At 67.1% G+C, this 14,017-nt stretch carries 13 protein-coding genes; 8 read left to right on the plus strand and 5 right to left on the minus strand.

The features are described from left to right. Positions 1-4: 4 nt before the first annotated feature. From GY40_RS18760 to GY40_RS18795, 8 genes are all read left to right on the plus strand, one after another. The gene (locus tag GY40_RS18760) at positions 5-1,435 is read left to right on the plus strand and encodes a M20 family metallopeptidase (RefSeq protein ID WP_038365490.1); all 1,431 of its coding nucleotides are present in this window, start codon (positions 5-7) and stop codon (positions 1,433-1,435) included. 91 nt (positions 1,436-1,526) lie between these two features. Then, on the plus strand, positions 1,527-3,164 hold the full coding sequence (locus tag GY40_RS18765) for an ABC transporter substrate-binding protein (protein ID WP_081925521.1): 1,638 nt from the start codon (positions 1,527-1,529) through the stop codon (positions 3,162-3,164). 10 nt (positions 3,165-3,174) lie between these two features. Beyond that, positions 3,175-4,242, plus strand: a complete 1,068-nt coding sequence (locus GY40_RS18770) for an ABC transporter permease (RefSeq protein WP_038365492.1) — start codon at positions 3,175-3,177, stop codon at positions 4,240-4,242. A gap of 9 nt (positions 4,243-4,251) precedes the next feature. Next, positions 4,252-5,178: an ABC transporter permease gene (locus GY40_RS18775; protein WP_038365865.1), complete on the plus strand. Its 927-nt coding sequence runs from the start codon at positions 4,252-4,254 to the stop codon at positions 5,176-5,178. Continuing rightward, positions 5,171-6,037, plus strand: a complete 867-nt coding sequence (locus GY40_RS18780; RefSeq protein ID WP_038365494.1) for an ABC transporter ATP-binding protein — start codon at positions 5,171-5,173, stop codon at positions 6,035-6,037. The genes GY40_RS18775 and GY40_RS18780 overlap by 8 nt, the downstream gene beginning before the upstream one ends. Then, positions 6,034-6,828 (plus strand): ABC transporter ATP-binding protein, encoded by a 795-nt coding sequence (locus GY40_RS18785; RefSeq protein WP_038365496.1) that lies wholly within the window; start codon positions 6,034-6,036, stop codon positions 6,826-6,828. The genes GY40_RS18780 and GY40_RS18785 overlap by 4 nt, the downstream gene beginning before the upstream one ends. A 161-nt stretch (positions 6,829-6,989) precedes the next feature. Next, positions 6,990-7,880, plus strand: coding sequence for a serine hydrolase domain-containing protein (locus GY40_RS18790; RefSeq protein WP_282568292.1), 891 nt, complete (start codon positions 6,990-6,992; stop codon positions 7,878-7,880). A gap of 37 nt (positions 7,881-7,917) precedes the next feature. Then, positions 7,918-9,270 (plus strand): MmgE/PrpD family protein, encoded by a 1,353-nt coding sequence (locus GY40_RS18795; RefSeq protein ID WP_038365868.1) that lies wholly within the window; start codon positions 7,918-7,920, stop codon positions 9,268-9,270. On the opposite strand, the gene GY40_RS18800 is transcribed toward GY40_RS18795, so the two are convergent. The 5 genes from GY40_RS18800 to GY40_RS18820 form a co-directional block, all read right to left on the minus strand. Then, on the minus strand, positions 9,189-10,217 hold the full coding sequence (locus GY40_RS18800) for a LysR family transcriptional regulator (RefSeq protein WP_081925522.1): 1,029 nt from the start codon (positions 10,215-10,217) through the stop codon (positions 9,189-9,191). The genes GY40_RS18795 and GY40_RS18800 overlap by 82 nt on opposite strands. 221 nt (positions 10,218-10,438) lie before the next feature. Next, entirely contained in the window at positions 10,439-11,317 is an 879-nt protein-coding gene (locus tag GY40_RS18805) for an SMP-30/gluconolactonase/LRE family protein (protein WP_038365498.1), read from the minus strand. A 24-nt stretch (positions 11,318-11,341) separates the two neighbouring features. Continuing rightward, positions 11,342-12,271: a 3,5-dioxohexanoate:acetyl-CoA acetone transferase gene (locus GY40_RS18810; RefSeq protein ID WP_038365500.1), complete on the minus strand. Its 930-nt coding sequence runs from the start codon at positions 12,269-12,271 to the stop codon at positions 11,342-11,344. A gap of 9 nt (positions 12,272-12,280) precedes the next feature. Further along, entirely contained in the window at positions 12,281-13,228 is a 948-nt protein-coding gene (locus GY40_RS18815) for a 3-hydroxyacyl-CoA dehydrogenase (RefSeq protein ID WP_038365502.1), read from the minus strand. Further along, positions 13,225-14,004 carry an SDR family oxidoreductase gene (locus GY40_RS18820; protein WP_038365504.1) on the minus strand — a complete coding sequence of 260 codons (780 nt, stop codon included), beginning with the start codon at positions 14,002-14,004 and terminating at the stop codon, positions 13,225-13,227. The genes GY40_RS18815 and GY40_RS18820 overlap by 4 nt, the downstream gene beginning before the upstream one ends. Positions 14,005-14,017: the final 13 nt, after the last annotated feature.

Here is a 14,017-nt window from a genome sequence, read left to right on the forward strand (position 1 = left end):
AGCCATGCAGAATTCCGAAATCATCTGGGAGCTGGTCGATGCCAAGCGGCAGCCTTTCGAGGCACTGAGCGACCGCGTCTGGGGCATGCCCGAGATCGCCTATACCGAGTACCGCTCGGTCGGCGAGCATATCGCGATGCTCAAGGAGCAGGGTTTTCGCATCACCGAAAACGTCGCGGGCATTCCGACCGCGGTGATGGGCGAGGCGGGCGAGGGCGGCCCGGTCATCGCGATCCTCGGCGAATACGACGCGCTGCCCGGCCTGAGCCAGGAGGCCAATATCGCCGAGCCGAAGCCGGTCGAGGCCGGCGGCCATGGTCATGGCTGCGGCCATAACATGCTGGGCTCGGCTGCGCTGCTGGCGGCGACCGCGGTGAAGGACTGGCTCGCCAGGACCGGCCGGCCGGGGCGCGTGCGCTATTTCGGCTGCCCGGCGGAAGAGGGCGGCGCGGCCAAGGCCTTCATGGTGCGTGCGGGTGCCTTCGACGATGTCGATGTCGCGATATCCTGGCACCCGGCCTCGATGACCAAGGTCGACGATGCCTTGTCGCTCGCCAACACCCGGATGGATTTCCAGTTCACCGGCCGCGCCTCGCATGCGGCGGCCGCGCCGCATCTCGGCCGCTCGGCGCTCGATGCGGTCGAGTTGATGAATGTCGGCGTCAACTACATGCGCGAGCATATGCCGTCCGATGCCCGCATCCACTATGCCTATCTCGATGCCGGCGGCATTGCGCCCAACGTCGTGCAGGCCTCGGCCAAGGTGCGCTACGCCATCCGCGCGCGTGATCTCGCCGGCATGCTGGAACTCAACGAGCGCGTGAAGAAGATCGCCGAGGGCGCGGCGCTGATGACCGAGACTACGGTCTCGATCTCGATCATGAGCGCGGTCTCCAACATGCTCGGCAATACGCCGCTGGAAGACGCGATGTTCAAGAACATCGACCGGCTCGGCCCAGTGCCCTTCGACGCGGCGGACAAGGCCTATGCGGCCAAGATCCAGGCGACGCTAGGGCCGGCCGACATCCTCAACGATTATCGCAAGACCGGGATCGCGCCGCGCGAGAACACGCCGCTCTGCGATTTCGTCGTGCCGCAGGGCACGCGCGGCGTGCCGATGATCGGCTCGACCGATGTCGCCGATGTCAGCTGGAAGGTGCCGACCATCCAGGCGCGGGTTGCGACGCATGCGATCGGCACGCCCGGCCATTCCTGGCAGATCACGGCGCAGGGCAAGGCGCCGGCGGCGCACAAGGGCATGGTCCATGCCGCCAAGATCATGGCGGCGACCGCGGTCGACGTGATCAGCGACGAGACGCTGCTGGCGCGCGCCAAGAAGGACCATCAGGAGCGGGTGACGCGGACGCCCTATGTCTGCCCGATCCCGGCCGATGTGAAGCCGCCGATCAAGCCGCGGCCTGCTGCTGCCGCCTGAGTCGGCGCTACCTCGGGAGCAACCGCAAGGCTGCTCCCGGACGACATATGCGTTTCCAATCAAACAATAATCAAAGAGCGGGATCGAGATCATGACCAACCGAAACGACGAGATCGTAATCAAGCGACGCCTCGCCGGACGCGAGCTGCTTTCCGCCGCGGCAGTCGCCGCCCTTTGCGCCGGCGCGGGAGTGGCCGTTGCTGCGACGCCGAAGAACGCGCTGGTGATGGCGTGGAACGTCGACGCGATCAGCACATTCGACCCCGCCCAGGTTGGCGAGGTCGTCACCAACGAGATCCTGCAGAACACCTGCGATACGCTGGCCGATTTCGACCCGGCCGACGAGCGCAAGGTCGTGCCGAGCTTCGCCTCGCGCTGGGACGTCTCGCCGGACCGCAAGGAGATCACCTTCCACCTGCAGAAGGGCGCGAAATTCCCCTCCGGCAACCCCGTCACGGCCGAGGATGTGGCCTGGTCGCTGCACCGCGTCGTCAAGCTCAATTTCGGCAACGCGGCGACGCTGACCGAGTTCGGCTTCACCAAGGACAATGTCGAGCAGACCATCGTCGCGGGCCCGAACGACACGCTCGTCTTCAAGCTCGACAAGCCCTATCCGACGACGCTTGTGCTGCAGTCGATCGCGGCCAACCGGGTGTCCATGGTGATGGACAAGAAGACCCTGATGGCGAACGAACAGGGCGGCGATCTCGGCAACAAATATCTGGCGACGCGCACGGCCTGCGTCGGCCCCTACAAGCTGACGCGCTGGAATGCCGGCGAGTCGATCGTGCTCGAAGCCAATGATGGCTATTGGGGCAAGGCGCCTGCACTCAAGCGCGTGCTGATCCGCCATGTCGCGGAGCCCGGCACCCAGCGCCTGCTGCTGAGCCAGGGCGATGTCGACGTGGCGCGCGACCTGACCCCGGAGGACCTGAAGGACCTCGAAGGCTCCAAGGACGTCTCCATCGTCAAGGTACTGAAGCCGCAGCTCTTCTTCTGGACCTTCAACGTCGCCGACGGGCCTTTCTCCAAGGAGAAGGTGCGCCTCGCGATGCGATACCTGATCGATTATGACGGCCTCGGCAAGACGATCATGACCTATCTGGGCGTGCCGCGCGCCAGCTTCGCTCAGCTCGGCGCCGTCGGTGCGCTCGACGCGAAGGAAGGCCAGCCCTTCAAGCTTGACCTCGACAAGGCCAAGCAGTTGCTCACGGAGGCGGGCTATCCGACTGGGTTCGAGGCGAGCCTGATCTTCGGAACGTTGCCGCATTCGGCGCCGCTGGCGCAGAGTGTCCAGCAGAATGCCGCCAAGATCGGGGTCAAACTCTCGCTCGAGCGCATGGCCAATGCCCAGCTCTTCAGTAAGGTACGCGGGCGGGAGTTCCAGTCGGCGATGATGGCATGGCAGACTGGCGTTCCGGATGCGCATGGCAACGCATCCCGCCTCGTCTACAATCCCGACAACAGGGCCGAGGCGAAACAGACGCAGTATCCGAGCTGGCGCGCTTCGTTCCAGGACAAGGAGCTAAATGCCAAGGTCGATGCGGCGCTGCTTGAAGGCGATCCGATCAAGCGCGACGCGCTCTACGCCGAGATCCAGAAGGAGACGATGGCCAAAGGACCGATGGCCATCATGTTCCAGATGAACAACGTCGCCGGCGTCCGCAAGGATCTCAAATCCTGGACCTGGAACGGCTTCAGAACCTATTACGAGCTGGCGACCAAGTAAGGCCGCCGCGATGTCCCGGACCGCCATCGCGGCGTCCGGCCCGAGCTCTGAGCCGGTGCGGATTCTTCCGTCCTGGCTCAAGATCTCCGGCCGGATCCTCGCATCCTTCACTGTTACCCTGCTCGGGCTGGCGGCGCTGACCTTCTTCATCGGCCGCCTGCTGCCGCTCGATCCCGTCGTCGCCGTGCTCGGCGACAACGTGACCCAGGAAGCCTATCAGGCGATGTACAAGCAGCTCGGTCTCGACCAGCCGCTTTATGTCCAGTTCGGCCGCTATATCTGGGGCGTGCTGCATCTCGATTTCGGGATGGCGCTGACGACCGGCAAGCCGGTGATGGCCGATATCGCCCGCGTCTTCCCGGCGACGATCGAGCTCGCCAGCGTCGCGATCGTCATCGGAACCAGCCTGGGCATCCCGCTCGGCGTGCTCTCGGCGATGTATCGTGGATCGTGGCTCGACCAGATCGTCCGAGTCGTCGGGCTGATCGGCTATTCCGCGCCGAATTTCTGGCTCGGCCTGATGGGGCTGGTGCTGTTCTACGCGACGCTGGGCTGGGTCGGCGGCCCCGGTCGCATCGACTTCACCTACGAGTTCGACCTCGAGCCGGTCACCGGCTTCCTGCTGATCGACAGCCTGCTTGCCGGCAACTGGGAGATGTTCGGCAATGCCGTCTCGCACATCATCCTGCCGGCCTCGATCCTGGCCTTCAGCTCGCTCGCCTATATCAGCCGCATGACCCGCAGCTTCATGATGGAGCAGCTCAGTCAGGAATACGTCGTGACGGCGCGCGTGAAAGGCCTGTCCTGGGCACGCACGGTCTGGGGCCACGCCTTCCGCAACATCGCCGTGCAGGTGGTGACGGTGGTGGCGCTGTCCTACGCCTTCCTGCTCGAAGGCGCGGTGCTGACCGAGACGGTCTTCGCCTGGCCGGGCTTCGGCCGCTACCTGACCAATGCGCTGCTCGCCGGCGACATGAACGCGGTCGTCGGCTGCACGCTCCTGGTCGGCGTCATCTTCGTCACGCTCAACCTGTTGTGCGACCTGCTCTACCGGGTCTTCGACCCGCGGACCCGCTGAGGCATGGCCATGACACCACAATCCATCGACCAGGCCGGCGGGCGGGGCCTCAAGGCCTGGCTCGCGGCGCCCGTTCCGTCCTCGCCCTTCCAGGCGCGGATGCAGCAATTGTCGCTGAAATGGTGGCGGCTCAGGGCCAACCCTGCCGCTATGTTCGGCCTCGCTGTCATCGTTCTGATTGTGCTGGTGGCGCTGTTCGCGCCCCTCGTCGCGACCCACGACATCTACGCGCAGGACCTGACCAAGCGCCTGCAACGGCCTTCGGTTGCGCATTGGTTCGGCACCGACGAGCTCGGCCGCGACATCTTCAGCCGGTTGGTCTTCGGCGCGCGGATCACGCTCTACATCGCCCTGCTGACGGCTGTGATCGCCGCGCCGCTCGGGCTGATCGTCGGCACCACCTCCGGCTATCTCGGGGGCTGGGTCGATACCGTGCTGATGCGCATCGTCGACATCTTCCTGGCCTTCCCGAGCCTGGTGCTGGCGCTGGCCTTCGTCGCGGCGCTCGGGCCCGGCATCGACCATGCGATCATCGCGATCGCACTCGCCGCCTGGCCGCCGATCGCGCGATTGGCACGGGCCGAGACACTGTCGATCCGCAAATCCGACTATATCGCGGCGGTGCGGCTCCAGGGCGCCTCGCCGCTCCGGATCATCCTCGGCCATGTCGTGCCGATGTGCATTCCCTCCGTCGTGGTGCGCATCACGCTGAGCATGGCGTCGATCATCCTGACGGCGGCCGGCCTCGGCTTCCTCGGACTGGGTGCGCAGCCGCCGAGCCCGGAATGGGGTGCGATGCTCGCGTCGGGCCGCGAGTTCATCCTGACCAATGGCTGGATCGCCGGCATCCCCGGCCTCGCCATCCTCGTCACCAGCCTGGCCTTCAACCTGTTCGGAGACGGCCTGCGCGACATCCTGGATCCGCGTCATGGATAAGCCGCTGCTCGAGGTCGAGGACCTCTCCGTCACCTTCAAGGGCGCGCATCGCTCGGTGCAGGCGGTGCGCGGCATCTCCTTCAGTGTCGGCCGCGAGAAGGTCGGCATCGTCGGCGAATCCGGCTCCGGCAAGTCGCTGACCGGGCGCACGATCCTGAAGCTGACGCCGAAGGCAGCGACCATCTCCGCCAGGAAGCTCTCCTTCGACGGGATCGACCTGCTCGCGGCCAGCGAACGCCAGATGCGGACGATCCGCGGCAACCGCATCTCGATGATCCTGCAGGACCCGAAATTCTCACTCAATCCGCTGATGCGGGTCGGCGAGCAGATCACCGAGGCCTACCGGCTGCACCACAAGGTCGGCGGCAAGGAGGCGGAAGCCAAAGCGCTCGCCATGCTGGAGGCGGTGAAGATCCGCGACCCCGCCCGCGTCTTCAAGCTCTTCCCGCACGAGGTCTCGGGCGGCATGGGCCAGCGCATCATGATCGCGATGATGCTGATCCCGGAACCGGACCTGATCATCGCGGACGAGCCGACCTCGGCGCTCGACGTCACGATCCGGCGGCAGGTTCTGAGCATCCTCGACGAGCTGGTGACGCGGCGCGGCGCCGGGCTGATCTTCATCAGCCACGACCTCAATCTGGTGGCGGATTTCTGCGACCGCGTGCTGGTGATGTATGCCGGCCGGATCATGGAGGACATCCCGGCGCGGGAACTGCGCAATGCCCGCCATCCCTATACGCGCGCGCTGCTCGACAGCCTGCCGCGCCTCGACCGGCAGGCCGACATGCTGCAGGTGCCGAGCCGCGACCCGGCCTGGCTGGACGGGCCGACCTTGCAGAGCGGGAGCCGGGCATGAGCGCTGTCGACACGACTCCGGCGGCTAACCGCCCGGCTGCGCTGACGGTCAACCATCTCTCGGTCCTCTTCGGCCGTGGGACCTCGGCTCTGAAGGCCGTGGACGATGTCTCCTTCACGCTCGGCCATGGCGAAGCCTTCGGGCTGATCGGCGAATCCGGCTGCGGCAAGTCGACCGTGCTGCGCGCGCTCGCCGGGCTCAACAGCGAGTATGGCGGCACGATCAGCTTCCAGGATCGCGAGGTGCCGCATAAGCGCGACAAGGCTTTCTTCCGGCGCGTGCAGATGGTGTTCCAGGATCCCTATTCCTCGCTGCATCCGCGCAAGATGGTGCAGAACGTGCTGGCCGAGCCGCTGAAGATCCATGGCTTCGACCGGCCTCAGGAGCGCATCGACGAGATCCTGACCGCCGTCGGCCTCGGGCCGTCCTTCCGCTACCGCTTCCCGCACGAGCTCTCGGGTGGGCAGCGCCAGCGCGTGGCGATCGCGCGTGCGCTCATCATCGAGCCGGAGCTGCTGCTGCTGGACGAGCCGACCTCGGCGCTGGACGTCTCCGTGCAGGCCGAAATCCTCAACCTGCTGAAGCAGCTCCGCCGGGACCGCGACCTGACCTATCTGATGGTCAGCCACGATCTCGCGGTGGTGACGCATCTCTGCGAGCGGGTCGCGATGATGAGCGAGGGGCGCATCCTCGAGGAGATGAGCGCGGGGGATGTCAGGGCCGGCCGGGCGCATGAGCCCTATACGCGCGAGTTCCTCGAAGCGAGCGTCGGCTATCGCCCGATCGCGTGAGCGGCCGGGCTGCGGAGGATCAGATGATGGACGAGACAGTGATGAGGGGCGAAGCCTTGCGTGCGGAGCATTGGCCGGTGAACGGTTGGGAGAGCGTCGCGCCCTAAGCAGCCGCCTGGTCGCGCGAGGGGCTCGACCAGGCCTGGCGCTTCGCCGACACCATCTCGACGGCGACGCTGATGATCGTGCAGGGCGGGCGCGTGGTGGCGAGCCGCGGCGATCTCGCCCATCGCTACCAGTGCCATTCCGTCCGCAAGAGCTTCCTCAGCGCCCTGATCGGCATCCATGAGGAAGAAGGCCGGATCGACCTGTCGCGCACGCTCGCCGATCTCGGCATCGACGACAAGGAAGGCCTCAGCGAGCGCGAGAAGGCGGCGACGATCTATGATCTGCTGACGGCGCGCTCGGGCATCTTCCACCCCGCCGGCTATGAATCGCCCTGGATGAAGTCGATCAAGCCGGCCCGCCATTCGCAGCCGCCGGGTGCCTTCTGGCTGTACAACAACTGGGATTTCAACGCGCTCGGCACGATCTTCACGGCGCTGACCGGCGCCGGCATCCATGACGATTTCCTGGCGCGGATCGGCCGCCCGCTCGGCATGGAGGATTTCCGCCTCGACGGCGAGCGGCGCGACGGCTGGCTGGAGCCGGACGACTGCTCCGTTCACCCCGCCTATCCGTTCCGGATGTCGACGCGCGATCTCGCCCGCTTCGGCCTGATGTTCCTGCGGCAGGGTCGCTGGCAGAGCGAACAGGTCGTCCCGGCCAACTGGGTCGCGACCAGCGTGCTGCCGCTCTCCGATGCCGGGCCGCGCGGCGGCTATGGCTATATGTGGTGGACCGAGCGCTCCGGCGCAGGCTTCCCGGGAGTCGTGCTGCCGGCAGGCAGCTACAGCGCGCAGGGCGTCGGCGGGCAGACCTGCCTCGTCATTCCCTCGCTCGACCTCGTGATCACCCACCGCGTCAACACCGACATCAAGGGCACGGAGGTGAGCCGCTTCGCCTTCGGCCGCCTGCTGCGCCTGATCCTCGAAGCGCGCCGGCAGGATTGAGCAGCGTTTGCCATCGCAAGACCGACCGGGAGTGATCATGCCGAGCGCCATCGAACGTATCGCGGAGTGGAGCCGCACCGAACCGGCCTTCTCGCCGCTGGCCCGGCTACGAGCGCATCACGCCATCGCCGATACCGTGGGTTGCATGCTAGCCGGGGTCGGCGATCAGGCGACGCAGGCCGTGCGTCAGGCCTTCGCTTCCGGGATCGGCCCGCGGGGCGCTGCGGCGGTTGCGGGCGGTGGCAGGGTGACCGAGGCGATCGCCGCGCTGGTCAACGGCACGGCGGCGCATGCGCTCGATTATGACGATAATTTCAGGCCGGGTATCACCCATGCCTCGGCGGTGCTGGTGCCGGCGCTGCTCGCGGTGGCGCAGGGGCGCGGGGCGAGCGGGCGGGTCTTCGTCGACGCCTATCTCGTCGGGCTGGAGGCGCAGGCCGCCGTCGGGCGCGGCATCAACCCGGCGCATTACACCATCGGCTGGCACGCGACCTCGACGGTCGGCGCGATCGGGACGGCGGCGGGCACGGCCTGGCTGATGGGGCTCGACGGGGCGGGCATCGCCCGCGCGATGAGCGTTGCCGCCAGCATGGCAGCCGGCCCGAAGGGACAGTTCGGTACGCCGGCAAAACCGCTGCATGCCGGGCTCGCGGCGCGCAATGCCGTCGATGCTGCTGCGCTCGCGGCAGCGGGGATGACCGGGCGCCTCGACATCCTGGAATGCCCGATGGGCTTTGCCGAATTGTTCGGCGACGACAGCGCCGCCGGCTGGGACAAGATGGTTCTGGCGTCGCCGCATGTCATCGAAAGCGATGGACTGACCCCGAAGCGCCATCCCTGCTGCGGCTCGACGCATCTTGCGGTCGATGCGATCCTCGACCTCAAGGCAAAAAACGGCTTCTCCGCCGCGGATGTCGAGGCGGTGGACACGCTGGTCGGCATCGCCAATGCGCGCAATCTCGCCTATCCCGATCCGCAGGACGAGATGCAGGGCCGCTTCTCGATGCATTACTGCGTCGCGCTCGCGCTCTTGCAGGACCGGCTTTCGTTGGCCGATTTCACGCCGGAAGCGGTCGCGCGCCCGGAGGTCCGGCGGCTGTTGCCGCTGACGGTGATGCGATCCTACGACAAGAGCGAGGAGGCGGCGGGGCGCCAGCCGCATCGCGTCACCATCAGCCTCAAGGACGGGCGCGTGCTCAAGGCCGATCGGCTGGAGGCGAAGGGTTCGATCGCCGATCCGTTCGACGATGCCGACCGGGAAGCGAAGTTCCGGGATTGTTGCGCCGGGATGCCGGGCGCCGCCGCGCTTTACGCCCGGCTCGCCGATATCGACGCCATGGCCGATCTCGACAGCTTGCTGTCGGAACCCGCGGAAGCCGGGCGCGCATAGCCGCGTCGACTGACGGCAGGGCGGGGCGGATCGTCCGGGCGTGCTGGCTGGCCGTCATCTGCGATGGCGGCCCAGAACTGTTCGACGGGAAGGCGGCTCCGCTGCCTTGCCCGATAGAGCCGGATTTCGGCCGAGATGTACCATGAGGGGTCGGCCGCCGGCACGAGCTGGCCGCTGCGCAATTCCTCGACGACAAGGCTCTCGGGCACCCAGGCGACGCCATGTCCGGCCAGGACCATGGCCTTGAGGCCAACCGACATCGGATTCTCGTAGACGGTGACCAGCGGCGTCGGCCGCTCGGCGAAGAGCAAGGCGAGCCGGCGCGCGAAGAAGGAGGCGTTGCCATAGCTCAGCAGGCGCACCGGCGCATCGCCGCAGCGGAAAGCGTGGAGCGGCTCGCCGGCGCTATCGGGGATCGAGACGGGGATCGCTCGTTCGGCGCCGAGGTGGCGGTAGACGAAGTGTTCGGCGTCCAGTTCGGGCGGCACGGCCGGATGGGCATAGGTCAGCAGGAAATCGCATTCGCCATGATTGAGCAGTGCGACATTGCCGTCGAAGGATGAGCGTTGATCGCAGAATCGCGTCTTCAGCGGACCGAGCTTGTCTTCGATGCGGCGCATCAGGCTGGGGAAATAGGTCAGGGACAGGGTGTTGAGCGTGGCGAAGGTCAGCGTCTCCGACTCGTCTTCGTGCAGCCGGCGGACCTCCCGACGCGCGTCCTGCACCTGCCTGAGGATGTCCTGGGCACGCGGGAGGAAGGTCCGGCCGGCTTCGGTGAGGCGGATCGGATAACTGCTGCGGTCGAACAGCGGCAGGCCGAGCCATTCCTCCAGCTGTTTGACCCGGCGGCTCAGGGCGGATTGCGTGATGTTCCGCTCAACGGCGGAACGCGAGAAGCTCAGCGTCGTCGACAGGCTCAGGATGTCTTCCAGCCACTTCAACTCCATTGCCATGTCCTCCGCCGCTGCGGGCAGGATGGCATGGCTGCTCCAGCCACACCAGAAGTGGACAAGGCAAGGGAAGGGGGGCGTTGACGACGAACTCGCCCTGCCGTTGAACTTCGATGCGTCCGCTCGCGGCCATGCTCCCTCTATGGGCGGGAGCTGCCGTTTGAGCGGCTGCGCAACCCCAGGCTAACTGCCTGATCCCGGCCGAATGTCGGGATTCTTCATGCCCCGAACCGCATCTCCGGCAGGCCGCGAATGCCGAGATCGTAGATCGCGAAGAGGCTGCCGCGCAGCACGCCGTCGCCAGGGAAGCGCGGCAGCGGGGGCTTGGCCATCGAGGTCACGAAGAGGATGTCGAGCTTCGGGCCGCCGAACATCACGCTCGTCACCTTCTTGACCGGCATGTCGATGATGCGATCGACGCTGCCGTCCGGCGCATAGCGCACCAGCCGCCCGTCATAGACCAGCGCGTTCCAGAGATAGCCCTCGGCATCGACGGTCGAGCCGTCCGCCGCGCCACCCTTCGAGGTGTCGACCTTGGCGAAGACCCGCCGGTTGGTGGCGGCGCCGCTGTCGAGGTCGTAGTCATAGGCCCAGATCTCGCCGGACCAGGTATCCTGGAAATAGAAGGTCCTGCCGTCCGGGCTCCAGCACGGACCGTTCGAGCAGACGATGCCGGTGTCGAGCTTCGTCACCTTGAAGTCGGTCGAGAGGCTGTAGAGCGCACCGTTGGCGCCTTCCTCCTGCGTGTCCATCGAGCCGGCGACGAAGCGGCCGCGCTTGTCGACCTTGCCGTCGTTCAGGCGGTTGGCGGGCTGATCTGGCTCCGGGTCATGAATGAGCGTGACTTCGCCGGATTTGAAATCCAACGCGTGGAAGCCACGCTGCAGCGAGACGACCGCGCCTTGCCCATCCTTGCGCAGCGCCATCGAGCCGATCTTCTGCGGCACGTCCCAGGCCCGGATCTCGCGTCCGTCCACGGTCGCGCGGAAGACCCGGCCGTCGAAGGAATCGATCCAATAGAGCCGCTCCTGCTCCACGTCCCAGAGCGGGCCTTCGCCGAGCGTCGTCTTGACGTCGACCAGCACCTCGATGCGCATGTTCGTCTCCTGCTCCGTGATGGTTCAGAACGCGACCTTGTCGCCGCCCTTGAGCGACAGCATTTCGCGGGCCTCGTCGGGTGTGGCGATCTCCAGCCCCAGCCCTTCCAGGATCAGCCGCACGCGGCGAACCTGATCGGCATTCGTCTCGGCGAGGCGCCCCGGCCCGAGCCAGAGGCTGTCCTCCAGCCCGACGCGGACATGCCCGCCCTGGGCCGCGGCGATGGCGGCGACATTCATCTGATTGCGACCCGCTCCGAGCACGGACCAGCGATACTGGTCTCCGAAGAGCCGGTCGGCTGTGCGCTTCATATGCGCGATGTCGTCGGGGTGGTTGCCGATGCCGCCCTGCAGCCCGAACACCGTCTGGATGAAGAGCGGCCCCTGCACCAGCCCGCGGTCGAGGAAGTATTTGAGATTGTAGAGATGGGCGGTGTCGTAGCACTCGAACTCGAAGCGCGTGCCGCTGCCGGCGCAGGTCGTCAGGATGTGCTCGATCTGCCCGAAGGTGTTGCGGAAAATGATCTCCTTGTTGGCGAGATAGGTCCGCTCCCAGTCGTGCTTCAGGTCCTTGAAGCGGTCGAGCATGCCGAAGAGGCCGAAATTCATCGAGCCGAGATTGAGCGAGGCCAGCTCCGGCTTGAAGGTCGCGACCGGCTTCACGCGCTCCTCGATCGTCATGGTCGGGGCGCCGCCGGTGGTGATGTTGACGACGCAATCGCTGCGCTGGCGGATGATCGGCAGGAAGCGGGCGAAGGCCTCCGGAGTCTGGTCCGGCGCGCCGGTCTGCGGATCGCGGGCGTGAAGATGGACGATCGCAGCGCCGGCCTCGGCCGCGCCGATCGCCGCGTCCGCGATCTCCTCCGGCGTCACCGGCAGGTAGGGCGACATCGAGGGCGTATGGATCGCGCCGGTGACGGCGCAGGAGATGATGACCTTGCGGGCTTTCGCCATGATGGACTCCTATTCTCCGATGTCGCGCGCCGCGGCGCGCTTATGGGCGGCGAGCGCCATCAGGCGCCGGTCCCGCCAGATCTGGCGCTGGGCGAGGTCGTCGCGGGAGAGGCGCGCAGCGCGCTGGCCTTCGACCTCGTCCATCAGCGGCCCGCTCCAGTCGGCGCGGCGGCCGGCGAGCTCGGCGGCGATGCCGCTATAGATGTGCTGGTAGCGCTGGGCGTAGTCACGCACGCCGCCGGGCGCATTGAGGTCGATCGTCTCGAACGGGCCGATGAAGGACCAGCGCAGCGCGAGCCCCTCGCGGATGCCGATATCGACATCCTCGACATCGGCGATGCCGTCGGCGACGAGCCGGAAGGCCTCGTCGAGCAGCGCGCCCTGCATCCGGTTCATGATGAAGCCGTCGATCTCGCGCTTCATCACCAGCGGCTGCTGTCCGCAGCCGCGCATGAAGGCGGCGGCCTTCTCGACCGTTTCCGGGGCCGTCCAGGGCGAGGGGCAGACCTCGACCGCCGGCACGAGATAGGGCGGGTTGATCGGGTGGCAGACGAGGCAGCGGCCGCGGCCCGCGACATGGTCCATGAAGCGTGAGGGCAGGATCGCGGAAGTCGAGCTGGCGATGACGGCCTGCGGCGGCGCCAGCCGGTCGAGATCGGTAAAGACCGCACGCTTGCTCTCGACGATCTCCGCCGTGCTTTCCTGCACATGGTCGGTGCCGGCGAGCGCCTCGTCGAGGGCGTCCACGGGTTGCAGCCGCGCCAGCACCTCGGCCGGCTCCTGGCCGTCGAGCAGGCCGTTGGCCGCGAGCTCGGGCAGGACGGACGCCGCGAATTCGAGCGCGGCACGCGGCGCCTTCGGATCGCGATCCCAGAGCCGGACGTCATGCCCGGCGCGGGCGAAGCTGACCGCCCAGGAGCGGCCGATCAGGCCGGAGCCGACGATGGTCGTTCTCATAGCGACTCCAGATTGCCGTCAACGGGGAAAGACTGGCCGGAGAGGTTGTTGCCGGCCGGCGTCAGCAGGAAGAGCGTCATCGCCGCGACGTCCTCGGCGTCGGTCATGCGGCGCAGCGAGATGCGCTGGAGATACTGCTCGCGCATCTCCGCGAACGATACGCCGACCTGGTCGGCGCGGGCCTGGATGACGCCGTCCATGCGCGGCCCCTTGATGATGCCGGGCAGGATGGCGTTGACGCGGATATTGGCCGGGCCCAGCTCCTTCGCGAGCGACTGCGTCAGGCCGATGATGCCCCATTTCGCGGCGGAGTAGGGGGTGCGGAAGGCGTAGCCGAAGCGCCCGGCGGAGGACGACATGTTGACGATGGCGCCACCGCCCGCCGCCTTCAGCATCGGCACGGCAAGCCGCGTGCAGAGAAACTGGCCGGTCAGGCAGATGTCGATGGTGCGCCGCCACTCGCCCGGGTCGATCTCGTCGACGCCGCCGGTCGGCCCGGCGATGCCGGCATTGTTGATCAGCGCGTCGAGCCCGCCGAGCGTGGCCTGAGCCTCGTCGAACAGCCGCGCCACGCCGTCGTCATCCGCGACATTGCAGGTCGTCGCGCCGTGGCCGGGATGGGCGGCGCGGAAATCGGCGAGATGCTTCTCGTCGATGTCGCAGATATGGACGCGTGCGCCGTTCTCGATCAGCAGATCGGCGATGGCACGGCCGATGCCGGAGGCGCCGGCCGTGACGACGACGCGAAGGCCGGGCTTCAGGGCGAGTGCTGGCATCGTCTTGCGTCTC

This window comes from Allobosea sp. UNC402CLCol, assembly GCF_000745475.1.
Lineage (GTDB): Bacteria > Pseudomonadota > Alphaproteobacteria > Rhizobiales > Beijerinckiaceae > Allobosea > Allobosea spartocytisi.

What these genes read in the sequence shown, in the direction of transcription:
- GY40_RS18760 (WP_038365490.1), top strand. Translation starts at nt 5, where the DNA reads ATGCAGAATTCCGAAATCATCTGGGAGCTGGTCGATGCCAAGCGGCAG.
- GY40_RS18765 (WP_081925521.1), top strand. Translation starts at nt 1,527, where the DNA reads ATGACCAACCGAAACGACGAGATCGTAATCAAGCGACGCCTCGCCGGA.
- GY40_RS18770 (WP_038365492.1), top strand. Translation starts at nt 3,175, where the DNA reads ATGTCCCGGACCGCCATCGCGGCGTCCGGCCCGAGCTCTGAGCCGGTG.
- GY40_RS18775 (WP_038365865.1), top strand. Translation starts at nt 4,252, where the DNA reads ATGACACCACAATCCATCGACCAGGCCGGCGGGCGGGGCCTCAAGGCC.
- GY40_RS18780 (WP_038365494.1), top strand. Translation starts at nt 5,171, where the DNA reads ATGGATAAGCCGCTGCTCGAGGTCGAGGACCTCTCCGTCACCTTCAAG.
- GY40_RS18785 (WP_038365496.1), top strand. Translation starts at nt 6,034, where the DNA reads ATGAGCGCTGTCGACACGACTCCGGCGGCTAACCGCCCGGCTGCGCTG.
- GY40_RS18795 (WP_038365868.1), top strand. Translation starts at nt 7,918, where the DNA reads ATGCCGAGCGCCATCGAACGTATCGCGGAGTGGAGCCGCACCGAACCG.
- GY40_RS18800 (WP_081925522.1), bottom strand. Translation starts at nt 10,217, where the DNA reads ATGGAGTTGAAGTGGCTGGAAGACATCCTGAGCCTGTCGACGACGCTG.
- GY40_RS18805 (WP_038365498.1), bottom strand. Translation starts at nt 11,317, where the DNA reads ATGCGCATCGAGGTGCTGGTCGACGTCAAGACGACGCTCGGCGAAGGC.
- GY40_RS18810 (WP_038365500.1), bottom strand. Translation starts at nt 12,271, where the DNA reads ATGGCGAAAGCCCGCAAGGTCATCATCTCCTGCGCCGTCACCGGCGCG.
- GY40_RS18815 (WP_038365502.1), bottom strand. Translation starts at nt 13,228, where the DNA reads ATGAGAACGACCATCGTCGGCTCCGGCCTGATCGGCCGCTCCTGGGCG.
- GY40_RS18820 (WP_038365504.1), bottom strand. Translation starts at nt 14,004, where the DNA reads ATGCCAGCACTCGCCCTGAAGCCCGGCCTTCGCGTCGTCGTCACGGCC.